This is a genomic window from Paraburkholderia lebeckiae, assembly GCF_014201005.1.
In the GTDB taxonomy this organism is placed as follows: Bacteria; Pseudomonadota; Gammaproteobacteria; order Burkholderiales; family Burkholderiaceae; genus Paraburkholderia; species Paraburkholderia tuberum.
In genome coordinates this window covers 717206-739656 of the sequence record NZ_JACHDK010000001.1, presented here as the reverse complement: position 1 = coordinate 739656, position 22451 = coordinate 717206, and the positions used below count along the sequence as shown (strand labels likewise).

At 56.6% G+C, this 22451-nt stretch carries 24 protein-coding genes and 1 tRNA gene; 12 read left to right on the top strand and 13 right to left on the bottom strand.

Annotated features, from left to right (window positions below):
• Positions 1 to 698: 698 nt before the first annotated feature.
• The 4 genes from HDG39_RS03270 to HDG39_RS03255 all read right to left on the bottom strand — a co-directional run bounded on the left by HDG39_RS03270 (position 699) and on the right by HDG39_RS03255 (position 4378).
• Positions 699 to 1538 carry a hypothetical protein gene (locus HDG39_RS03270; protein WP_184003174.1) on the bottom strand — a complete coding sequence of 280 codons (840 nt, stop codon included), beginning with the start codon at positions 1536 to 1538 and terminating at the stop codon, positions 699 to 701.
• Between the two features lie 748 nt (positions 1539 to 2286).
• On the bottom strand, positions 2287 to 3024 hold the full coding sequence (locus tag HDG39_RS03265) for a hypothetical protein (protein ID WP_184003172.1): 738 nt from the start codon (positions 3022 to 3024) through the stop codon (positions 2287 to 2289).
• A 32-nt stretch (positions 3025 to 3056) separates the two neighbouring features.
• A tRNA-OTHER gene (locus HDG39_RS03260) sits at positions 3057 to 3135 on the bottom strand.
• A gap of 397 nt (positions 3136 to 3532) precedes the next feature.
• Entirely contained in the window at positions 3533 to 4378 is an 846-nt protein-coding gene (locus HDG39_RS03255; RefSeq protein ID WP_184003170.1) for a restriction endonuclease, read from the bottom strand.
• 325 nt (positions 4379 to 4703) lie between these two features.
• Between HDG39_RS03255 and HDG39_RS03250 the strand changes: the two genes are divergently transcribed.
• The 3 genes from HDG39_RS03250 (at position 4704) to HDG39_RS03240 (ending at position 7458) form a co-directional block, all read left to right on the top strand.
• Positions 4704 to 5984 (top strand): RES family NAD+ phosphorylase, encoded by a 1281-nt coding sequence (locus HDG39_RS03250; protein WP_184003168.1) that lies wholly within the window; start codon positions 4704 to 4706, stop codon positions 5982 to 5984.
• Between the two features lie 107 nt (positions 5985 to 6091).
• Positions 6092 to 6628 (top strand): hypothetical protein, encoded by a 537-nt coding sequence (locus HDG39_RS03245; protein WP_184003166.1) that lies wholly within the window; start codon positions 6092 to 6094, stop codon positions 6626 to 6628.
• An 11-nt stretch (positions 6629 to 6639) separates the two neighbouring features.
• Positions 6640 to 7458 (top strand): DUF5677 domain-containing protein, encoded by an 819-nt coding sequence (locus HDG39_RS03240; protein ID WP_184003164.1) that lies wholly within the window; start codon positions 6640 to 6642, stop codon positions 7456 to 7458.
• Between the two features lie 24 nt (positions 7459 to 7482).
• Here the strand turns inward: HDG39_RS03240 and HDG39_RS03235 are convergent, their stop codons facing one another.
• From HDG39_RS03235 to HDG39_RS03225, 3 genes are read right to left on the bottom strand one after another with little or no spacing between them, the layout of a single operon-like run.
• Entirely contained in the window at positions 7483 to 9540 is a 2058-nt protein-coding gene (locus HDG39_RS03235; RefSeq protein ID WP_184003162.1) for an ATP-binding protein, read from the bottom strand.
• 2 nt (positions 9541 to 9542) lie between these two features.
• Positions 9543 to 9983, bottom strand: a complete 441-nt coding sequence (locus HDG39_RS03230) for a hypothetical protein (protein ID WP_184003160.1) — start codon at positions 9981 to 9983, stop codon at positions 9543 to 9545.
• A gap of 2 nt (positions 9984 to 9985) precedes the next feature.
• Complete coding sequence (locus HDG39_RS03225) at positions 9986 to 10819, bottom strand: hypothetical protein (RefSeq protein WP_184003158.1); 834 nt, start codon at positions 10817 to 10819, stop codon at positions 9986 to 9988.
• 1229 nt (positions 10820 to 12048) lie between these two features.
• Here HDG39_RS03225 and HDG39_RS03220 point away from each other — a divergent pair.
• Together HDG39_RS03220 and HDG39_RS03215 are read left to right on the top strand one after the other, a co-directional pair.
• A complete protein-coding gene (locus tag HDG39_RS03220; protein ID WP_184003156.1) occupies positions 12049 to 12357 on the top strand; it encodes a hypothetical protein in 309 nt (102 codons plus the stop codon).
• A 43-nt stretch (positions 12358 to 12400) separates the two neighbouring features.
• Positions 12401 to 12802: an HNH endonuclease gene (locus HDG39_RS03215; protein ID WP_184003154.1), complete on the top strand. Its 402-nt coding sequence runs from the start codon at positions 12401 to 12403 to the stop codon at positions 12800 to 12802.
• Between the two features lie 18 nt (positions 12803 to 12820).
• Here the strand turns inward: HDG39_RS03215 and HDG39_RS03210 are convergent, their stop codons facing one another.
• Together HDG39_RS03210 and HDG39_RS03205 are read right to left on the bottom strand one after the other, a co-directional pair.
• The gene (locus tag HDG39_RS03210; RefSeq protein ID WP_260327499.1) at positions 12821 to 13231 is read right to left on the bottom strand and encodes an ImmA/IrrE family metallo-endopeptidase; all 411 of its coding nucleotides are present in this window, start codon (positions 13229 to 13231) and stop codon (positions 12821 to 12823) included.
• Between the two features lie 154 nt (positions 13232 to 13385).
• Positions 13386 to 13721, bottom strand: a complete 336-nt coding sequence (locus HDG39_RS03205) for a helix-turn-helix domain-containing protein (protein WP_176079557.1) — start codon at positions 13719 to 13721, stop codon at positions 13386 to 13388.
• Between the two features lie 154 nt (positions 13722 to 13875).
• Between HDG39_RS03205 and HDG39_RS03200 the strand changes: the two genes are divergently transcribed.
• The 6 genes from HDG39_RS03200 (at position 13876) to HDG39_RS03180 (ending at position 18881) form a co-directional block, all read left to right on the top strand.
• Entirely contained in the window at positions 13876 to 14631 is a 756-nt protein-coding gene (locus HDG39_RS03200) for a multiubiquitin domain-containing protein (RefSeq protein ID WP_184003152.1), read from the top strand.
• On the top strand, positions 14628 to 14882 hold the full coding sequence (locus HDG39_RS34865) for a hypothetical protein (RefSeq protein ID WP_260327498.1): 255 nt from the start codon (positions 14628 to 14630) through the stop codon (positions 14880 to 14882). The genes HDG39_RS03200 and HDG39_RS34865 overlap by 4 nt, the downstream gene beginning before the upstream one ends.
• Positions 14879 to 16033: a HesA/MoeB/ThiF family protein gene (locus HDG39_RS03195; RefSeq protein WP_260327497.1), complete on the top strand. Its 1155-nt coding sequence runs from the start codon at positions 14879 to 14881 to the stop codon at positions 16031 to 16033. Before HDG39_RS34865 ends, HDG39_RS03195 begins: the two co-directional genes overlap by 4 nt.
• Before the next feature lies 1 nt (position 16034).
• Entirely contained in the window at positions 16035 to 16382 is a 348-nt protein-coding gene (locus HDG39_RS03190) for a ubiquitination-like system serine protease family protein (protein ID WP_184003150.1), read from the top strand.
• Between the two features lie 109 nt (positions 16383 to 16491).
• The gene (locus tag HDG39_RS03185) at positions 16492 to 17178 is read left to right on the top strand and encodes a hypothetical protein (RefSeq protein ID WP_184003148.1); all 687 of its coding nucleotides are present in this window, start codon (positions 16492 to 16494) and stop codon (positions 17176 to 17178) included.
• Between the two features lie 500 nt (positions 17179 to 17678).
• On the top strand, positions 17679 to 18881 hold the full coding sequence (locus tag HDG39_RS03180) for an MFS transporter (protein WP_184003146.1): 1203 nt from the start codon (positions 17679 to 17681) through the stop codon (positions 18879 to 18881).
• 532 nt (positions 18882 to 19413) lie between these two features.
• Here HDG39_RS03180 and HDG39_RS03175 read toward each other — a convergent pair.
• The 4 genes from HDG39_RS03175 to HDG39_RS03160 all read right to left on the bottom strand — a co-directional run bounded on the left by HDG39_RS03175 (position 19414) and on the right by HDG39_RS03160 (position 21639).
• Positions 19414 to 20067, bottom strand: coding sequence for an HAD domain-containing protein (locus tag HDG39_RS03175; protein ID WP_184003144.1), 654 nt, complete (start codon positions 20065 to 20067; stop codon positions 19414 to 19416).
• 31 nt (positions 20068 to 20098) lie between these two features.
• Entirely contained in the window at positions 20099 to 20443 is a 345-nt protein-coding gene (locus HDG39_RS03170; protein ID WP_221305578.1) for a hypothetical protein, read from the bottom strand.
• Positions 20427 to 20762: a hypothetical protein gene (locus tag HDG39_RS03165; protein ID WP_184003142.1), complete on the bottom strand. Its 336-nt coding sequence runs from the start codon at positions 20760 to 20762 to the stop codon at positions 20427 to 20429. The genes HDG39_RS03170 and HDG39_RS03165 overlap by 17 nt, the downstream gene beginning before the upstream one ends.
• 373 nt (positions 20763 to 21135) lie before the next feature.
• Entirely contained in the window at positions 21136 to 21639 is a 504-nt protein-coding gene (locus HDG39_RS03160) for a DUF6471 domain-containing protein (protein WP_184003140.1), read from the bottom strand.
• A 139-nt stretch (positions 21640 to 21778) separates the two neighbouring features.
• Here HDG39_RS03160 and HDG39_RS03155 point away from each other — a divergent pair, with 139 nt between their 5' ends.
• Positions 21779 to 22363: a hypothetical protein gene (locus HDG39_RS03155; protein WP_184003139.1), complete on the top strand. Its 585-nt coding sequence runs from the start codon at positions 21779 to 21781 to the stop codon at positions 22361 to 22363.
• The last annotated feature ends 88 nt before the right edge of the window (positions 22364 to 22451 follow it).

Sequence of the window (22451 nt, the reverse complement as noted above, 5' to 3'; positions counted from 1 at the left end):
CCTTGAATGTATTTCCGTAACGCGCCAACTTGTTCTCTCTTTATCGCCCCCAGATTCCAATTTTATCCAGGCGACAACCATTGTGACGCGGGGGGGTTCCGCCAAATGGCGCATACGGTGGGGTTTCCGACGTCGCCCAAAATGAAAAAAGGCCCTCGGCATTTGCCTTAGGGCCTTGATTTATTCAGGTTTGTGCTTTTTCGCTACTGATGTCGCGAAGTGCACCCTTCTCGTGTCGTTTGCGACATCTTTCGACCATCTTTCCGATGCAATCGACCGTCTCCGATGCCCGCGTTCCACGGGTGTACACCCAACCGTTGTCGCACGTTTCCTTCGGCACACCCTTCAGGTGACGCACGAGCGATTTCCCTCAAAGCCTTGCTGAGAAAGGCTGAGCGGCCTTAGAAGCAGTTTAGCCTGCTCGAATTTGCAATGGCACCAAGCTTTTTGCTCGTCATTCGCTCCGTGCGCGCGCCGACAGTTCAAGGCTGGCCCCAACCCCGCTTCGCATCTATCGAGCACTCTCCGCATCCGGATTCAAATAACTGTATATTTATACAGTATAAGTGAGTTGCTTCCACTGCAGTTTCAGGCGACGCGTATGCCGGCACCCGTAGCCCCGAAACCCGCCATCTGGCAACGCAATAAAAATGAAGCCCGCCTTTGAGCGGGCTTTTCTCTATACAGCGCTTTCGACGCTATCGACCGACATAAAGCCCGTTCACAAAATTGCAATCGACATCCGGCCCATACAACTTCGATATGTCGATGTACTGCGTACCGTGCATCGTCTGCACCCCCACCATCGGAAGACGAACGTCGAACACTTGACCGCAATTCGTCTGCGTGCCGATTCGAACCTGCTTTCTCATGGAGCTAGCATTGTCCTCAATGCGCTGATTCGCCAGCAATCTCGCTTGTTCCTCTTCCTCGCGCTGTTCATCGAGTTTCGCTTTTGCCAACGCGCTTTGGTCAAGCTCGTCCTTGAACATCTTCAAATACGCATCGTTCAATTCGCCTTCCGGGATTGAATGAACGACGTTTTCGGCGTCGGCCTTATTGACCGAATAAGGCTTGGTCTTAAGCATCGATGCACCAAGGCTCATCGTCACCGAAACCATGGCCCCGAGCTTGCTGAAGCTGCCGAGTTGGCTATTGCAGACCGTGTAGGGCGCAACATCCTGGCTCGCTTTCGAGTCACACCAGGCAACCTCGCTGGGGATGGCCAGATACCAATCGCGCTGGTCTTCCGAAACCCAAAATATTTCCTGCAGTTGATTTCTCGACAGCTGATTTCTGGATATCGAGTCCAATACCCAACCGCCGTGCTCGTGCGTCACGCGAACGTAAAAGCCACGAACTGCAATGGGCGGCTTCATGCTTGAACCGACCAGTTTTCTAAAGCTGGTATCGGTGCTGAATGTGGCAGCAGAGAGTACCGCCTTCCCCTTCCCATCGGCATTTAGCGATGCATCACCTCCGCAAGCCGAAAGCGACATCGCGACACAGCAGACGAGACCAGACAAGCTTCGCTTCATGTTCTTTCCAAGAAAAACGAGATTCCAACGAAATGCTTTCGATTTCTTTTACCCATTACCACTCGACTAGTCAGTGCTCTAACGTCACTTTTTTTAATAACTTAATACTTATCGCCGGGCACGCGAAGCAGGAAGCGTTCGTGTTGAACGGCAGAACTTACAGTTTGAAGGACATCGACTTGACTGGACGAGAAGACGAAGCCGGAGGGCGGATATGTACAAGGCATAAACGGCGTGACAGATATGCGACTTCCGGAACCTGAGGCTCCATATCTTAAATCGCGGGTTTGACGCGCTGAGCTAACGTGGGAATCTCTGACGGCCATTTGACCAGGGTGGCACCTGGGACGGCGCAAGAGAGGGGGCGGCGGACAGTAGAGCTTGAGCCAAATGCGAGACCTAATCAGTCGAGCATAAGGTGAGCCCGTGCAAGGCGCTTGAAAACTGCCAGCGGCTGCGGTGTATGCACCCGAAACGGGAAGGGCTTGGCAGCCCGAATGCAGGTTGTGCCAAATGCAATGCTTGGCGGTGTTGCACCTGAACCTCTACTTTGGCCAGTGAAGCAGCGGCATGAATAAAAAATGCAGGTCTCGAAGATTTCTCACTCAGCCCCGCCGAACAGCGCGGCTTCAACCGCCAGCCCTCACCCGTTGCGAGTGCAACCGCACTCCACCATACGCATCCGTTCGAAGCACCTCATCGTTCGGTGGTTCAGAAGTGAGTCGGCTGAATTGGCACCATCGCCGACTTATGCGGCGTCAAGTGACTCCTGACAACACGCTTGGGACTTGCGAGTTATTGGTTTTCGGGTAAGAACCGCGCTCTTGGATGCCAAGTTCCAGTCTTCAGTATCTTCAAGATACTTTTCAAGGCTCTCAATATTTCGTTCATACCAGCCGTCAAACCCATTCTTGGGCGACTGAACCAAATCGCGAACGATTCGCCCTAAGCATTGGTGGACCTTAACCATTTTCTCAATAAAAACTGGGTCCAATGAGGCCAGAGCACTGCTCAACTTCGGATTCTCTCTGGTATTTTTTGAATTCAGCGCACGTATCCACTGGCCATGAGCAATCTTGTTTCTTATAGTAGCAGGCTGCTCAATGTAAATATTCACGAGGCCTATCAGGGTAGCTAGACGCTCTGAAATCAATTTCTTTACTTCTTCATCAACAATTTTTGTTGACGCCAGTTTCAACATGTACTTCCACCCGTGAGCAATGCCTTGCCGCTCCTTCTCTTCACCAATTTTCTTTATTTCAGACGAATTAAAACTATGTGGCGTGTATAAAATTTGTACAAATTGCGCCTCCGACCATGCCGAATAGGTCAAAGCAAGCATTTTTGTTTTAATTGACACCTGAAAATCATCACCCTTTCTTATTTGGTGATTTATATCTCTAACAACACCATCTATTACCTTGAGAAGAGCCCGCACATTTTCGCTCTGTGCTAAATAGAGATTGTAGATTTCTTGGTCCGTCATCGGCAGCTAGGGGATGAGACGTTTGCAGTAGGCGGGGGGGCGGGAATCGAACCCGCGTTCTTTCCTTGCCCTAAGACAAGGAACGCATTAGGCCATCGTATGCTAACCCCCATTGATGACTCTTCTAAGAGCATACCCGAACCACTTCAACGCAGTCAAAAAGAAAATGCATGCTTCGTCTGTACCCTGAGTATGGCCATAAGGCGTCCCACGACAACAGTGCCCACGTGATAGCTTGATTGTGAAAGCAATTTGCGCCCCCGGGCATCAGGCACCGTCACGCTATAAGGGGCTCGCGACGAGCTAGTCGAAGCAGATGGGCTCCCCGGGCGTACAGCTAGCGCCGGATAACTAATGCAAAAGTGCCCTTAACGGAAAATCAGCCTCAGCTGTGCGCCATTAAAGCCCATGCTCGGGCGCCGCGAGACGGGTTGTGCAAGCGACCTAGTCGGCGGCCTCCGGCACCGCAGCATAGGAGCCAGCACCTTTCTTCGCGCTCATCCTTTTGTTACGCGAAAAGGTCCCTGACGCGCTCGAAGGGAAGCCCCGATTCTGCGGCACGTCGAACCTTACGTTCGAGCACATGGTTCAAAGGCAGTTGTCTGTCCAACGCGTCAAAAAGGTCAAGTCCGTCCATACAAATGACGCGCTTAGCGCGACCGAAGGCGGCTAACCCGTCCGCGGTGAATCCACTGTTGCTCACAAACAAGCCACGAGCCCACGCTGCTTTCTGGTCAAGCTTCCCGTGGAATGCATGCAAATCGGCCGCTCCTGTCGGCTCGGACTGCCACTTGGCCTCGACGAGGTAGGTCTCGCCTTGCAGCACGAAGCTGCCGTCTATCTGCTCTCCTCGATGGCGAAACGGCTCTCGGGCTTCCAGGCCGAAGCAGTCGAACGCCTCCTTGAGCCACGCCTCAAACGCGTAACCTCGCGGATGAGGAGGCAGTGACGACAACTCAAGAAGCTTGTTCTTGAGTCTCACGATTCGTTGAACGTCCAGCGCAGGCTTGGGAGGTGGATTTGCACCGAAGGTGTCCTCCGGCTTGCCCTCGAGACGGTTAATCAGGGAAAAAAAACGTCCTTCGGCATTGACTACCCAGTCGTCCCGACCCTGCGACTGCCGAACGGCTTCGCGATATTTCCATAGAGCCTTGAGCGTCTTGATGGCGGTCGCCAAGTCGACCTTGTTCAAAAAGCACCTCAAGCGCTTCGCTTTAGACTTACCGTTATCAAGGTAGGCTGGGTCGTCGATGTCGACATTGAGCTCTTCCAGGAAGAATATGCCCATGGTTCGGTCGGAGAAATCGAGCACATACCCGCCATTCATCTCAAACAAGTCATCGACGAGTTTCATGTCGAAGGTTCGAATATTCGGCGTCTTTATACGTTGCATAAGGTACCTGCGTGATGGGTAATCATGCCGGCGTCAGTTTTCCGCCTGCACCGCAGGCCGCCGCGCTTCTCGAGTCCAATCTTGGGAAACGAAGAAAGTATGCCCGAACACTAGCCGGGCATTGCTACATGTTCGGCGTCGATGAAGGCAGGCTCACCGGCATGTAACGGCCCGCGCACATCATTGCGAACAGAGAGTCGTATCGACAACCCTACGGACGGACGCCTCGTATTATTCTGCGCAGGCGCTGCATTTCGTCGACGCCACGGAACATCAAGGAATTATCTTGCCTGACCACATCTGCTACGAATGCTTTGAAGATTCCGTCCTCCATGAAAGAGTACAACGCGAGGGGGACGTTGACGAGTGCAGAGTCTGCCAGGAACGGCGCGAGGGCATATCCGTCGAACAACTTGCCGAATGGCTAGAGCCCGTTATGCGCGACAACCTCGGTTGGGGCCGTGAGGTACCGGACTTCGGCGGCGGCGACAGCGACCGCATCAGTTACCGCCGCCTTGGCGACCCCCTCGAATACTGGGTGCAGACCTTTCTCGGACAGTATTTCGATTTCCAGAGCGAAATAATCGACGCGGTCATCGAAACCGAATTCATCAATCCCGGGGATGGCGAAGAGGCCTTCTGGGACGAAACGATGGATTACGAGGAGGTCAGGCAAGGCGGAGGGGACTTCGGACTTGCGTGGCACGAGACCCTCCAGGAGGTGTGGCATAGACGGCGCTTCTTCAGCGAGAAGGCTCGCAACTTTTTCGCCGAGCTGTTCGCCGATGTCGAACACATGCACCTACCCGGCAAACCGCGGTCACCGGTCGTACGCACACTCCGAACGGGTACTCGACTCTTTCGAGCACGGGTGGTCACTAGCCCCTCACTGTTAAGCGAGATGGTCGATAACCCGTTGGCGCACATCGGCCCGCCGCCTCCGCACCTTGCGCGGGCTGGCAGGATGAACGCGGAAGGAATTTCGGTCTTCTACGGCTCGCTGGAGTCGCCAACCTGCCTGGCAGAGATGCGCCCCGCGATTGGAAATGACATCGCGCTTATTGAACTGCGAACCAGCCGGCCGCTGCGTGTCCTCGATTTCGCGAGGCTTGAGACAGCACACTCGAGCAAGCCACTCAGCTATTTCCAACCGGATTTTCAAAAGCAGCGAAAGCGGCGCAACTTTTTGAAGATACTTCACACGCTGATTGCGCAGCCCGTCACGCCTGGTCATGAATCTGACTACCTCATCACCCAAACAATGGCGGAGTTCCTTTCCCACGTCGCCAAGCCGTCGTTCGATGGAATCTTGTTCAAATCGACACAGCGCCAGAACGGTACGAACATTGTGCTGTTTCCGAATGCGATGGTCAACGATGCTGGCCAGCCTCTGGCCTTGCCAGTGTCTCTCGCAGACGGAAAAGTAAATCTGTTCCGGACCGAATCCATCTCTTACTCGCACGTGACGCTGGACTTCTATCGGGAGGAGGATACAAATACAATTTTTGTCCTTCGAGATGACGTAATTTATCCGGACGACGCCCATTGGGACGACTGGCCCGACTAATCGTGGCCTACCCTAGACCGGATTGGAACTTGTGCCAACCCGACCAGCCGCCTCCTAGGCGCGTGTCGTCTGGTCGGGCAACATTAGTCACGCAATAGGAGCGAATGGTGGCTGAATACATCCCGCCGAATGATGGGCACGGTCGCGCAGGTCATCTCCCAGATGCGGCAAACACCCTCCTCGAACTGCATCGACTGCTGGCAATCTTCCTGGCAAGCAAAGGATTCGCGGAGCTGGTCGAAGCCGGGGTTCGTCATGCCGCGGAGTTGCACGACCCTATCCTAGTTTTGCAGGAAGTCGAGGATTCGGAGATACCAAGAATTTTGCTGGCCGTTGCCATTACTGCGCGGGTGCTCGACGACGCCAACGAACGCGTGCTCAACGAGATTGCAGGGGAGTGCGGGACATTGATTCAGGACCTGCGGGCGCCAGAAAACTCCGTACCGCTGTCGCTTCGCGAGGCATGCAATAAAATCATTCACGCATCCAAAATTCGTGTCGACATAGCACATAACGAGCGCGGTCGTCCGTACTTGCAACCCTTCTTGTATCTGTACGGGCAACGAAATCGGGTTGAGTGGAAGGCGACACTCGACGTCGTCGCCTTTGTGAAGCAATATTCGACGTGTGTCTCCCGACTATAAGCAAAACATCGATGGAAGAGCGTCCCGCCATGGCATTCGTAGCTGAAGGATTTACGAAGCAATATTGCGATAACTCCCGAAGCGAGCTTCGAGCGCAGTATCCGGAGGTCTTCGACCTAGCTGATAGGTGCGGCGCGCATGCAGCAACCATTACGGCGATTCTGGACAAATCAAAGAACCGTCGGCAACTCATCGTGTCGCTGTTTTTCTGCCGGTGTATGTCGCACTACCAAGCTGCATGCATGTTGGCTGAATGCAGCATGACAGTCGAGTCACTGTCGCTCTCACGAAACCTGATGGAGACGGTTTTCGTCATGCTTGCGATAGTGGAGGATGCTGTCACCTTTGAGGAACTGGTTGGACACGACAGAGCGACAAGGGTCAAACATGCAAATGCAATCATGCATTCGAGCTATCCCGAAGTCGACTCATACAAAGATATTCTGGCCACATTTCTAGCCGAGTCGAAGGGCCTGAGCGCGATAGACATTCGCGAGTTCGCGCGGCGAGGCAACGCTCTCGCCGCATATGATGGAATCTATCGACACCTGTCGCACCACGCGGCGCACCCGTCTCTCTCCTCCGTTGACGACTTCATCAGCCGTACACCGACCGGAGGCCTCTACGCGGACTTCCGACCACTGAAAGAGAAAGCGCTGGCTGCTTCGCTGAGCGCCAGCGCTGGGATACTGCTGGCGTGCTCTGCATGCGACAAAGCTGGAATTGGCACTGCGGCGAGCAAGGCCGCCTTCGACACGCTGTGGAAGAAGTACACCGAGATTTACGCGGTCCACAACCCTTGGCCAGAATCACCGCAAGCTGGTTGCTGACCGCGTACGGGCGACGCCGTGCGACTACAAGACGCCATGGTGAGCAAGCGGTCCGACAACCTTCTGAGGGAGTTGGATGAGATGAAATTTACTTCCCTCGGTGACTTCCGTGAAGAGCGCGTCGCTATCGTCGAACGAAGCGGCGACGATGCTCTGGAGTTGTTTCTCGCCACTCAAAATCTGCATCAGCGCCTTCTGACTATACGTACTCATCGAATGCTGACCAGGTTCGTCGAACAGAAGCACGCCGGGGTGGTTGCCTTCATAGCCCAGTTGGTGCGAGGCCTGATAGATAGCGATAAGGTACGCCCAGATTAGACGCACAAAGTCGCTGGCCGACGACTCCGACTTCATATCCCTGCGAAACATCACACGAAGGGTCAAATCGTCCAGTGCCGGCAACAGCGTTTCAGGATTGATGCGGATGTCGGACGGGTTCGCGCTACTGTATTCGAATGATGATGCGTTAGCCCGGAAGTGCTTTTCCAGGATGGAAATCTTTGTCCTGTCGCGTTGAGAACAGAGGTCATGAGGGAAGTCCTTCTTCGCCTTCTCCGCCACATCCAAACGGCGAGCCAACTCTGGCCCTTCCTCAAGGAAGGTGGACAGCCGTGACTGAGCAGCCTCATATTCCTTGATTTCGCGCTCCAGGATTACCTGCTTTCTGACCGCAGCTTCGAGGACTGCATCCGACTGAGAGGTACTGCGCCGGATACTGACGACATAGGCACGCTGCTCGGAGATGACAGCCTCCAGCTGCTTCAAGACTGCGCCGCTCTCCTCAAGGTCGCTCGACAGCCCAGCAATTTGTCGACGGAGCATACGAACCTGCGCTTCCAGGTACTCGACATTCGCGTCTAGGTCCATGGGCTGAATGCCTTCGGCGCGCCCTGCCAGGGTTGCGGTCGGAGAGCCACATGTGGGGCATTCCTCCTTTGACGTAGCAAGTTCCATCGCGGCGCCAAGCTCTCGCAGCTTGCGAGTTGTCTTGTTCTTTTTCAGGTCCGAATCTGCTTCTGCAAATAGCTCTCGAAGCTCAGCAAGAGTCGCTTTCCGCAGGCGCTCCTCTGTTGCCAGTTCCTCATATTGAGCCAGCGCGACCTCGAGCTTCTTCGTTTCCATGTCAAGAAGACGGATGACATCCGGCGATGCTGATGTTGGGCCGGCTCTTCGTTTCGCATCAATATCGTGCCATTCCTGGAGCTTCGCCGAGATTGCTGTCTGTATCGGAACATCTTGCCCATCGAATTGCACCCACAACGAGGCATCGTCTGCCTTGAACTCCTTGTTGAGTACCTTCGGCACACCTCTCACCGCCACGCCCGTCGAGCGCAGACTGCCATGAAATTCGGCGTATGCATTAGCCCATTGAAACTGAAGCGATGCGATGAGCTGCTGGTTCTTCGCCTTTTCCTCTTCCAGCCGGAAGTTGTCCAATCCGAGGAGATACTGCACCACACGCGTCGGCGCAGAGAGTATTTGATAGAAGGGAATGTTCGCGATGTAGTCAGTCCAGCCGCGCTTTTGCTCAATAAAGAGCGCAGCGGCTACGACCTGTGGGTAAAGCCGTGTCAGTCCTCCATTCGAGGACTGTACACGCGGCAGTTGCATTCCGATAAAGCGCTCAAAATAGTTCAGAAAGCCCTGTTCATCTTGCGCCGCGCCTCTATCGTGCAAGTACAGCGGGAGCGGCGCTCTCGTGGCCGTCGAAGGTTGCGTGAGCACCGCTGCGTCGAAGACTTCGACGAGCTTCGTCCCCTTATTCACGTTCTTGATGGGTCGGCGGAACGTCACGACGCGACCGGCTGCATTACGCACCTCCACCAGCACTGCCGATTCGTCGATTTGTCGTACTTGCCCGTCGTACTGGAAACTGTCTCGGACGGCTGACGTAAGCGCCCGCTCCCCCTTCATTCCAACGAGCTCCTCGAGGCCCAGACCGTACATCAGCGTGTTGACGAGGGTACTTTTCCCAGATGAGTTGTTGCCTCGGATGACATTGAGGCCACCCTTGAACTCGCACCTGAATCCAAAGCGCTCGCCGTTGCTATTGATTCTTACCTCCGCCGCGCTGATGAACATGCTTATACCCACCTGTTAACGATAATTTCAACCATCTTTTCGGTAATCGAAGTCTTCAACGTTGCCAGGAAGCCTCGGTCCTCGGCATACAGCTCCTCGGCGACGACGGCAGCACATAGTTGCGCTCCCTTCGCGGTCAGCTTCACCCCCGTTGAGGTAGGCTCGACTAGTCCATCTGCCCTTGCCAGGGAGACTGCAGTATCCAGTGCTGGGTCAAAGCCCCAGGCTGGGAAATCCAGTCCGCCTTTCGTGGCCGCCGCCGCCAATTTCTGCCGACGCGGAGCGCTCTTGAGGACCCAGTTGAACATCTGCAAACGGACCATGCTCGACTTCTTTCCGTACGAAGCCATCTGGAGCACCAGAAGAATCTGGACAATCTTGTAAAGCGGGCGATGTTCCGGGATGACGACCGATGGGCGAACAGTGAATGCGAGGGATGTCATGGCTATTCGGACTCGCTGAAGTCGAGCTGACAGACCGCTAACCAGCGGGACACCATAAGGTCTGCGAGATGCAACGCGTCTGCGACGCTGATGGCCGTCTTCGACTCATTCGCAAGCCGCTGGCTCAGTTCCGCTTTGATACGGTCAATGAGCTTTTGTGGTTCATCAGACCACGTGAACTGGAGCTCAGTCATCTCCTCCGCATAGCGACCGATGACATGAACAATGTGCTGATAGGCTTGCGGAGAGACCTTCTCAATAGCGGACAGGCGTATGTCGCATTCGACGAACTTGCGCTCGGTGGTATCGTTCAACGCTCTAAGGCTGCGCTCAAAGCCCGGGCGGTCGGCCTTGCTTTGCAGTCGAACTCGATTTTTGCGGTCAACGAGCAGTTGAAACGCCTCCGGGGCCTCCGGTAGCACCATCGTGGGCGGTAGCTTGGGACCAAGCTCCAGCTTGGCTCCTTGGCTACGACGAGACTCTTCGAATTGGGTTGCGTAATGCTCAACATCTTGAATGAATATCGAAAAATTCGAATCAAGGATGTTGCACTCCCACTTACGCGCTTCCGCCTCTTTCTTCCGAGCGTGTTTGTGAATATCGTTGTGAGGGATGACGGGCGTAACGAAGAGCCACGAGTGAATCCTGGTCTCGCCGATTCGAGCCTTGATTTCTTTCTCGTAGCGTTTGAGCTTGGGTATATCGGTCGTTATCTTGTCCCTGACAGCCTCGTGCAGTTCGGTCTGCGTGTAGTTCTTTTCTGGGCAGTAACATTGAAAGGCGTGGCCGTCAGCGGTCCAGCCTTCAATTCCGTAGTCGCCAGGGGACGCGGGCATATGCTGATACCGGTCTCCGTACTTAAGAACGAAAGCCGCCCGGCACATACGCTCCCAACTCGGGCCATCCAAGTGCCCAAAGGTCGTGTGATTCAAATCGCCCCCATATTACGTACGCCTTGTGCCGGAGATTCGCATTTTCCACGCCCTGACGGGCCCATGAAATGAGCCACGCGGGCGGCCCCCGTCGCATCTCTCGCTGCGCGTCAGCGTTACATTATCTTCCACAACGCACAATATCAGGAAATTGTGGCCTCACGGCTTGTTGAGTAAATCTGTCAGCATCTCGGAAAACGCGGTAACCAACGGCAGGGAGCCGGCAGTTAAATAGGATTTTGGTGAAAATAGCCAATCAGCATCTTCAAGGCCTATTGCAGCAGGGCGCAACTACGGTCGAAGAACAATTCTTCCGCTCTCTCCTCTGGGCTTCATCAAGACGCAAACCGGCAGCCTCTCGAAGGGCATCTAGATTGTCGCGACAGGCATGGTCGTCGGTGGTCTGACCGTGCTGCTCGCGCTGCCGAAGGGCGCGTTACGCGTGGGCACACAGACATCTTGAGCTCCTCACCCCACGCACCTGTCGCACATGAACCGGTGCCTTCCTCCCGCTGTTCCGGCAGGCAAGGTTCGACTGGAAAAAAATTTGCAGCCGAATCTCCCACGCGTGCGGTCTGATTTCCGGACATCGCTCGCCAAAGCGAAATCATCCCCCCTGTATCGAGGTATACATTGCGCTGCCGCGTTCAGCGGTGCAGCCGCGCGACTGGTCGGACATCTGTATAAGAAGTCTCTGCGAGAGAGGGCGCTAGCTGAGTTCGGCCATCTCGAATATTCGTTGTGCACGCAGCACGACTGCCGGGTCTCACCTCAATGCGGACGAAGGCCTTCGACAGAGTGCTACGATGTTCAGAACCGCGTGCGATGAGAACGTGTATGGAGACGTTCACTGACACATACCTCGGACTCGAGATTCAGGTGCAAGTGTTCTCGGTTTCGTCTGACGAAGCAGATGTCTCGTGCCGTATCGTCGGCCCTTCAGACCTTCCCCCCATTTCTCCCACTGGAGAGGTCATGCGCGTACCAGGAGGGCCATTTCCTCGAGCTTCTGCCGCGCGCATAGGTGTCGTGTATTGCATGGGCGTCACAGACGGATTTCGCGAGAACGACGGCAACTCAACGTTGCACTAAGAACAACCGGTTTAGTCTTTTGCCATAAGCCCTCTTACAACATGCCCAGATACAAGGTCCCGTTTGCCGCCTTTCAACGCGCCTTGGAGTTAGCGCGTTCTGTGGACGCCGGCAACCTAAAAGCGCCGTTCGCCGAGCGAGCATTACGCGAAGAGTTCCCAGAGATGTCACCCCGGGCAGCGCAGGGCTATATCGGCAGCTACCTTGCAATGCGACGTGGAACACAGCGTTTTGGAACGACCATCGCCGCTGACGCGTGGCGTTTGTATCTTGCTGATATTGCGAACCTCGGCCCGGGCCAGTTATCAGTGGCATTGGACGCATTTCTTTCCCACATCGTCTATTTGTAGGGCAAGACCAAGGGACCAGAATCCGCGCTTCACACTGTCCACGATGACTTCACGACGGTGCTTGGGGGGAATGGTTGTCCATGAACCGATATCTGAAAACCTTGACAGAGCAGTCGAGCATTCCTTGCTGGGAGATGTTGAAGACAGGCGGCAACGGCTTTCCGTCGCCAACCACAAACCGGAGCAGATAGCAGTCGTTACCCGGGCGTTTCGAAGAAACCCGGACGTTATCGCCGAAGTGCTCTTCCGCGCTGACGGAATCTGCGAAAGCTGTCGACGCCCGGCTCCGTTTAAGCGAATTGACGGCAGACCGTACTTAGAGGTGCATCACCACCGTCCGTTGGCTGATGGAGGTGACGATACTGTTGAGAACGCGATTGCGCTCTGCCCGAACTGTCACCGTGAGCGTCATCACGGTGCGAACTTTGCGACTCGGAGGGATTAGGCAATGGTCGCCCTAGCTTCACCGGAACTGCCTGTTCACACCGGTCATCGACACGCGATAGGTGTACATCCTCTTACTCGCGCCGTATTCCGCGACGACCTCTTCGTCGGACAACCCTTGGCGTCGGATATGGACAAGGGCATCTCGCGGCAACAGCAGCACGCCTGCCAGCCAGTCCGCCTCCTCCTCCTGCTCCTTGTCGTATGCCTTCAGCAACATCAAGCCTTCGGAGGATATGCTCATCTCTTCCGGCTCGTGATTACGGATGCGATGCGCTAGTTCGTGCATGAGGTCGCTCGCCTGTCGCGCTCGTGAATGCGACGAGTTCAGGATGACCAGCGTTTTATCCTCGACGACAAGCGTGACTGCAGACCAGCAGCTCGGCGTGCCGTCATTGCGCAGAAGCACTTTTCTGGTTTCGGGTGGCAAGCCGGGGACGTCGTCGGGCGTCCAGACACGAATTCCTAGGTGAGACGCCAGTTGTCGTGCACCGAGCGGCGCGGTTGAGGGCAAACCAAGTTCGCCGCGAGTGTCGGCTGAAAACCGCTCGCACCAAGCTTTGTATCCACGCTGCACAGTATGCTCAGACCTCTTCCTTTAGGAGGGCCTCCTGAGCGAGCACAATCATCTCGCTCAATGCCTTCGCACTGTCAGCGCGTATTGCCGCTTCCTTCTTGAAATGAACCTGAGCGCGTGGCGCCGATGAGGATGCCTGCACCAAGCCAAGGAAGGTTGCAGGGTCCTCTCCGAGCCACGCGCAAATCTTCCCGAAGGTTTCCAGGTCCGGGACTTTTCTGTTCTCTACCCGGGAAAGGGTGGCTGGACTAATGCCGACTTCCTTGGCTGCCTCTCGAATACCACGACCGTCTCGGCGACGAAGGATGTGCTCGGCGAGCACATCCATTTTCACGTGTTCCATTGCTCTCCTGTCTTATATGTGCAACAAAATCTGTTTGACATGAGAAACGCGCAGTGCCAGACTGTCTCACATGTAAGACGGAGTCTGGCACCTGGCTGGCTGGCCGTCAACATCGCCCTGTGGCGCCTGTCAATCCGACGCAACGGAGTTTGAGATGTCTGCAAACGAGCAACGCATTGAAGAAACCATCATCGTCGGGGCGACCGGCCCTGACGGCGAGGCAATCATTGAAATCATTGACGTGGAAGTCTTCGTCCGCGAAAAGCAGCCGGTTCCCCACGGCCACAAGTACCGGATTCGCATCGACAAGCAATACTACGTCGTCGACGTGCCGCACATGACCGGCGAGCAGATTCTGGGTCTGGCCGGCAAGACGAGCGTCGGCTACCTGCTGTCGGAAAAAATCCACGGGCAGATGCGCCCGGTCGCGCCGAACGAGACCGTGGATTTCACGACCCGCGGCGTGGAGCGCTTCGCGACCATCCCGAAAGAAGTACAGGAGGGGGAAGGGCCGGTCCGCGCGGACTTTACGGTGCTGGGAGAGGACGCCGAGTTCCTTAATGGCAAGGGCTACACCTGGGAAGCTATCACGCAGTCTGAAGTTAAACGCATTGTGGTGCGCGGCTTCGAGCCCCCGCACGGATTCACGCCAACGAAAGTCGACATGTTCGTGATTCTGCCTCACGGCTACCCGGATACCCAGATTGACATGGTGTATTTCTATCCGGCGCTCGCGCGGAACGACGGCAAATCAATCCGCTCGCTCGTGACCAATGACTTCGAGGGCAAGTCTTGGCAGGGCTGGTCGCGCCACCGCACGGCAAATAGTTCGTGGCGTCAGGGCATCGACAACGTGGGGACCCACCTCATGCTGGTTGACGATTTTCTGCGCGCGGAGCTATCGAAATGACCACGGATGACCGGCTTTCGGTGCTGGCTATGTCCGGCAAGCACCGCGCGTGGCTGCGCCAACACCTCTTTCCTGGCGACGGAAAGGAGGCGGTCGCCATCGCCCTGTGTGGCCAGGCGGTGGGCGTGCGGCGCAGCCAGCTCTTTGTGCACGAAGTAGTGCTGGTTCCGTACGATGCGTGCCGTGTACGCGGACCTGACGCAGTCGCCTGGTCCGTCGAGGCGGTGCTTCCTGCGCTAACAGCGCGATGAAAAAGAACCTGACGGTGGTCAAGTTTCACAGCCACCCCGGGGGGTATCCGGAATTCTCGCGATACGACGACGAGTCCGACCAGTCCTTTTTCTCCGCCGTCGACAACATTCTCGACAATCACGACGCGCGAGCGAGCGTCGTGATGCTCCCCGACGGGCGGTTTTTTGGCCGCCACGTCCGTGACGGCGTTCTCGGCGAACCTATCGACCTCTTTCGCATCGCTGGGGACGATTTCGAGTTCTGCCGGCGTGGCGACGATGGCCTCGAGGAGTCGGAACCGCCTGAGCACGCAATACGCCTCATCCAAACCTTTGGTGAAGGGACATATCGAACATTACGACAGCTGCGCATCGGCGTGGTCGGCGCCTCTGGCACAGGCAGTATCGTTCTTGAGCAACTGGCGCGTAATTGCGTTGGCGAACTGGTACCAGTCGACCCGGACCACCTCGAGCGAAAGAATCTCAATCGCGTCCTGAATGCGCGCGGTTCAGACGCGGACAAAAAGCGCCTGAAGGTCGAGCGGGTTCACGAAGCCATTCTGGAGATGGACCTCGGCACGAAGGTATGCCCGCTTCCCAACGACATCAGCGACCGCGATACGATTCTCACGCTCGGCGAGTGCGACATTCTGTTCGGCTGCACGGACTCGGTAGATGGTCGACATGTCCTCAACAAAATCGCCTCGCACTTCCTGATTCCGCTCATCGACATGGGCGTCCGCGTCGATGCGGATGGCAAGGGTAATGTCGACCAGGTGACCGGTGCCATCCACACAGTGCTGCCGGGCGGCTCAAGCCTGATGAGCCGCGGCGTCTACACCCAGACGGACCTCAACGCGGCCTTCATGAAAAAGCACGAACCTGAGCGATACAGCGAAATGGTGAAGGCCGGCTATGTTAAGGGTGCAGAAGTTGACCGTCCTGCCGTTATCTCGCTCAACATGCTGGTTGCCGCGTACGCAGTCAACGAACTGCTTGCACGCCTAGCGCCGTATCGCGTGGACCCGAACGCCGAATTCGCACAGCGGCGTATCAGCCTGTCAGACCCGCTCGCGAGCAGTCATCAAGGCGACGGCGAACGGTGCGTTGCATTCGCGAAACGCATCGGATTCGGCGCTAGCGAGCCGCTCCTCGGAATCATGGACCTCTAAAATGGCAAACCTACTGTCTCGATTCTGGAACTGCGCTCTTGCTTGTATTGACGGCTGGCTCGGTCGATACACGGTGGCCGTCGTTGACGACCTGCCCGATGAACTTCAGGGCAACAAGCTGTATGTGGTCGGCGAGAACGGCCATTACTGGCTAGCTGCCCTCCGCTGTCCGTGTGGATGCGGGGATAGCATCCAGTTGCCGATGATTGAAGGGCAACGTCCGCGGTGGGCTCTCACGCAAGAAAACAGACGCCTTCCGAGCCTGTCTCCGTCCGTTGACCGCACAGTCGGCTGCCGCTCACATTTCTGGCTGAAGCAAGGCGCGATTCGCTGGTGCGAAGCCCGGTGATGAGAGCCGCCTGGACCCAGTCCCGCGCCAGTGATGACCGGCAACCTCGCGCAAACTTCCGACTAAGCGCCAATGTTGATAAACCACGCACAAGCCAAGAGGAAAAAAGTTGGCAACTGAATTCAATTTTACCGGGCTACACCCCGCATTTCTGGAGGCGGTCAAGCGGCACGAGCCTTCCATTGCCTTTACGCTTACGGATGGCGTCGGCAAGTTCACCTTCCTGCTGTTCATGAAAACGGATTCGTCGGGCAAGATTGTTTGGGGACAGCTCGAGCTATTCATACTGCTCGCTCGCACGCAACGGATGATACGGTGCAAGCTCCTCGGAAATCACAAAAATGCGGGTGATTTCAAGGTACGCCTGACAGACGATGATGAGCAGAAGGTTCGGGAAGAGCTGGGGCTCGGCGAATCAACGGCTGGCCCAGCTTTCGTGCTTCGCGACTTACTTGCGAAGCTGAATGTCATCATTCCAGCTTCAATTCCGCTCGAAATGAAGATAGCTGTTGTCAGAGAGCATAGGGTCAACATCAGAACGCATTGCCCGGAGTATTTCGACGACGCGAGCAAGGTCTATCTGCTCAGGGCCGGGCCATTGGCCGCGGGCAAGCGGCCGCGCGAGGAAACGCTGAGAAAGCTGTACATGCTCGATGTGCCAAGAGAGGATATCGCTGCACTCATTCGAAATCTGAAGGGCATCCGCTGGACTACTTACTGGACTGCGTCGGTGCCAGCGACCGACAAGTTCGCGGAAATCTTCGCGAAGGTCGCAGGTGTTCCGGTCAACTCGTAGCCGACGCACGGCGGCTCACATCATCCTGACCAATGCAATAACTATCGGAAAACGTACTCCCGCGGCTTCGGCGCATCACAGCGGGTAGCGCCAAGCAGGCGAGCAAACACCGTCGACGAGTCTCGGCAGGCCCGATGCGCAACAGTTCAAGCGCCATGTGGCTATCCAGCGAAATCTGCGGCACGAGCGCCAGCGCTATCGGCAGCAACATCGCCTTCGAACGTTGAGACGGGCGGCGGGATTTTTACCGGCTGTGTGTCTGGATGTCATTTTGCCCATCGTCCCGTTCGTGGCGTGCGCCGCCCGTCGCCTTTGTTACTCCTCAAACGACCAACGAATGTCACCGGAGAGAAAAAATCACAACTATTGACAAATACGACCACCGGGCCGGCAAAACAGAAAAACAATCCGCCGTCAGTGCACCAAGGACAATCCACGAAGCGATGTCATCTCCCGCACAACCTGCACGAGAGCGCCCGGAATTGCCATTACAGACGGCCATGTCCGTCGTCAACGGCCTGCTCGACCTTGTACTCAAGATGTCAGCGCTTCTGCTGGCGCTGCCGGCGGTCGCAATCCTGACATACCTTAGGACCATTCATCGCACCGACCTGTTTCTGCCCGCCGTCGCCTCGGCTCCCGGCCTGTTTGCGCTACTCGAAGCGACTTTCATCCTGTGCGCCGCTCTTCTCGCGAGCTTTGCTGGTCCCTCTTGGTTGGCCGCACAGATAGCCAATACCTACGGCAAGGACGAGCGCCCGAAGCTCGGGGCGGCGAGCTTCGTGTTGTTGACCGGTTTCATGTCGGGAGCATTTTTTCTCCTTCTCTGTTACCTGCCCGACAGCGCAATGCCACTCTGGGTGAAATGGCTAACCGGAATCGCATGCGGGCTCCTCATGCCAGTGCTGCTATTTGCGCTCGCCTGGCGGAGTCCTCGCGGCTTCCAGATGCTGACCAGCACCGAACGGACGGACAGGAAGCGGCGCACCTGGCAAAGTGTCAAACGTACGCTCTGGGGATGCGCAAGCGCTGTCATCGCTCTGAGTACCTTCGTCACATTCTCTTACCTCTTTCAGCTGTATGGGTTATCAGGCGATGGTTGGCAAACTTGGCTAGTCGGCTTGCTTGTTTTCCCGGCAAGCCTGCTACCCGGCACCATGTATCTCGCGAGGCGCAGCTGGGGAGATTCGCGACTCGCGGCACTCGGTACGTCAGCGATGATGGTTGCGCTGACGATTTTTGTGCTCTTGATGAATGGAGTCTCGCCAGAACCACTTGCACTGCTGACCATGCGCGCCATGAGCATCGCTGAGAGGGAACCCCGCACATTTGAACTGATGACTCATGATGAGCGCTCTGCTTGGCAGGCCCTTGGATTTCGGTTTATCCAGGACAGCAACTTCTTTCCAGCGACCATCCGATTCCAGTTTGGCGACGTGAGATTGTTGTGCGTTGACCCATATGATGTCGCTAGCCCCTATCCCGGGGCACTTGGACCGCTCAGTGGAAAGCCAGGGAAATCTACCGTGCCACTGACCGGCTGCATCACCCCGCTCAAGGAAGAGGTGCGGGTCGTCGAGCCACCAGCCACAAGCGTCCTCCTTCCGAAAAGCAGGCGGGAGCTTCAGCCAGTCGCATCGGATTCCGAGAAACCAGCTGAAAGAGACCGGTCGAAAGCAGTGGCTGCCGCAAAGCAGAACTGACACGCACACGAACTACGAGAGCAGGAAGGTGCGCTGGCACATCAACATGGAGTCCGGTGAGCCACTTGCGGTCGCTGGGCTGTGGCGCGGGACGATGAGCACTGCTCATGCTCGCGCAACAGACGCGCCAGTTCATGCCCGTGCCTTGTCGCACTGAGCGGTTACGTCGAGCGTCAATAGCATCGCGAGCGCCTCAGTGGCGTCAGCATTGCCGTCTACCAGCAGGATGCGAGCTCGGGAAGAGGATTACAGTGCAGTCGAGAATTAACGCCAAAGGTCAGACTACTGTGCCGGCTGCACCCGGACCCCGAGGGAATTTGTCGTTCCCCACGTGGCTAACTCGAGCAGCAGCATGACAACGACTGTGACGGCGAACGCCACTGCAAGAATGCAGAGGGTCTCACCGAGCCACATTGCGACGCAGTCGATGTTCTTCTGCGATGACGCGAAGCGCAACAGCACCATTCAGCAAACCGGAGCGGTTGTTTCATGTAGTACCCAGCGCATGTGCCTGTGCTGATGAATTTTCGAGCTAACCCCCTTCCTTATGTCGAACATCCTTCAGCCACTGCTTGACGCGCTGCTGAGCATCGGAATCACCAAGCCCCTGGGCCGAATCGAGCAGAACAAAGTGATGTGCCAGCTCGCCGGGTTCGCGACCGAACCTATCTGCCCCGTAGACGGAATCATCTATCGCGAGCCATTTCGTTAAGCTCGCGCCGTAAGCGTAACTAGTGATGACATAAGTGCGTGCCATACCATTGAGCAGGTAGCTCAAACGCGGCTTGATGTCCCGCGTGGTGCCCACTACCCGCCGCGCCAGCGCTAGCGGAAGGCATGCCGTCACTTCCTTTGTATTGAGTGTCATCAGCCACGATGTTGTCAGAACTAGCACCACCTCGGGATAGGGCTCCAGTAAGTCAGCAAGCAGCGGCGCAAACTCGAACAGCGGCCTGCCTGTGTCGAGCGCAATCTCGCCGTGCTCGTCCATCGAAGCATGGCCAATGTGGAGCGTACCGTCGAAGTCGACGAAGAGCGTTGGCGCGGCCGCCGCGCTCGCGGAAGGAATTTGCTTGCCAGGCCCAACTGCGGATGCGGGCGCAAGCAAACGTCGATGCGCTTCTATGTGCAAGGTAGGCGTGACCGTACTCGCGCCGGGCGTGGCCTGAATAGCGTTTGGAGCCATGGTGTCACCTCATCTCAGCGTTCGCGACTGCTCACCACCGGAGTAGCGTTCGAAGGTGCCCGATAAGCCACTCGAGTTCGTCGGGCGCAAGCCAGTTCTTTGCCTTTACCGCCTTGGCGACGCGTTTGAGGACCTGCTGTGACGTCAGCTCGGGATACTCCAGCAGGTCCTTCCTCGCCACATGCACGAGTTGCACCGCCAGGTCTACACACATGGCCCAGCGCTCGTAGCGTTCCTCATCCGATAAGTCTGTGCGATATACGCCTCCCGAGAGTCTCGCGCAGACCTTCGGGGTGTAACCGGCCACGACGGCGGCACACGAGCTACTCGGGAAATCGTCCGGTACGTCATCCGTACCTTCATGCACCGGGGTCATCACCAGCTCCTACGAGAAGCTGCGGCGTCACGTCCGAGAATGAGGCCACCTCGTTTACAATGCACCACTGCTGCCAGACATAGTCGACGTTGTCCGCTTGCCCCGGATTACCGATAAGCCGGTATACGCGGCCCGATAGCGTGCGGCCGCATAGACGCGAGTGGTCGAACGCGACGATTGCAGAACTGACGCGACCGGTTAAGTCCCGTTCGTCCAGTCCGACGAAGTGACGGGTACCAGCGTCGATTTCGATAACTTTCCATCTTGCGATGGAAACCTCCGGCTCAGATTCGACCGGGCCGATGCTCCAGATAGGCATGGTTGCCTCCATTGGGGAAGGCGAGGATGCTGACTGCGACACACCTTGCACCAGTCCGAAGGCGTTCCGTCGACTCGCACGTCGAGGTTGTCCTCGGAACTGAATGACGCCCGCGACCCTCGCGTACAGACAGGTAATCGGGAGCGGCCTCCGGAGGCGGCAGTCCGTTATGACGGCAACGTCCCATCGCGCGAGCGCGGCGTCGCCGACTAGCGACTACGTCCAAAGGGGCATTCGGGCAGATGCGCCGAGTTGAGCTTTAGCGAAGGCTTCGGTTCTTTTACTTTTTACGTCGCTCTCGTGTGTGTTTCCACACACGATGTCAGTGTAGATTGCCAGCGCGAATTAGCAAGAAAAATAGCTCGACGGAGGGTCACAAATCCTGGCTGGCCATCAACGCGGCGTGATTCAGCGAAGAAATGTCGAGAAATCGCTTGATGCTGTCGAAACGGCAGACGGTCCCGCACTGAAGAAACAACGAAGTCAGAAAGGTCCCGCTTTCGACCTGTAGCCTCAAGACGTCGGCGGGGATTTCCACGCCGATTTCCAGCAGACGGTTGGAGAGCATCGTCCAGTCCAGCCATGGCTGAACAGCCATCTCCATCGAGAAAACCGTTGCCGCGCGGGCCTCCCATGAATCAACTGACGAGCGCGCTTCCCCCCATTGATGCGGCCATTCCGCCTGGGATGCGGCGAGCGCCTGCAGGAAGAACGTGAAGCGAAAAGTCCCCCGGATGACCTTAGCTTCGACCGCCCGGGGCGACTCCGTGACGCCGAGCTTTGCAAGTTCGTCGGACAAGCCGGCGTAGCTCATGTCCTGGCGAGCGAGAATGACCCGAGTCGCGCGAGAAGCCAGTCGGGTCCAGACACCGTCCACGGGAGGGAGCGATTTCACTTGCAAACCGTAGCAATTGAACTATGTTTTCTGTGTGGAAACACACAAGGCTCTTTCATAAAAGTAAAAGTTAGCAATTCTCGAAGAGCTACTCCAACTCTCGTGCCATACGACCTACAGGATGAGCACCCTTCAGCCGCAAACGGCGCCCCTGAGAGACTCGACCATGGTCCAGATATTGTATTTGGGAGTCGAGGGCGTCCTCTTCGAATGCCGGTACGCCAGCGAGCGGCATCCCCGCTGGCAGCATCAAACGCCACCCACGACACCACTGCCCCTTCTCGAGGCCATTTCTCGCTTGGTTGCAGGTCAACGCGAGCTTGCCATCGTGCTGAATTCGAGAATGGTCTCCGACTACGGCTACCGCACTATCGTCAACCTGCTTCCGGACTCGATAGCCGCACTCACTATCGGAGCGACCTCGCCCGGCAATCGCCTGCACAGGCACGACGCGATGCTGTCCCGTGTCGACCTGTTACGCGCTGACATCAGACGGCGTTGCCCTGCCCATCTGGTTATGGTCGACGCTTCGTCCTTTGCCATACCGTATGAGTACCTGGATGTGGCCGTCCACGTCGCCCCCATTCAAGCCAGGGCCGCCGCAGCTATCGCCGACCAGATACTGCACTTGCTAATGCCCAATGCGCGACCTGAGAGCAATGGAATCGGTGTCCCCGCATCGCGCTCATCTCCGCGCTCAGTTTAACGTCGACGGCACCGTCCTCTCAACCGGGAACTGCCTCGGAGGCTCATCGGCCACCTACGCGTGCAGACACGGGCTACCGGGAACGGTC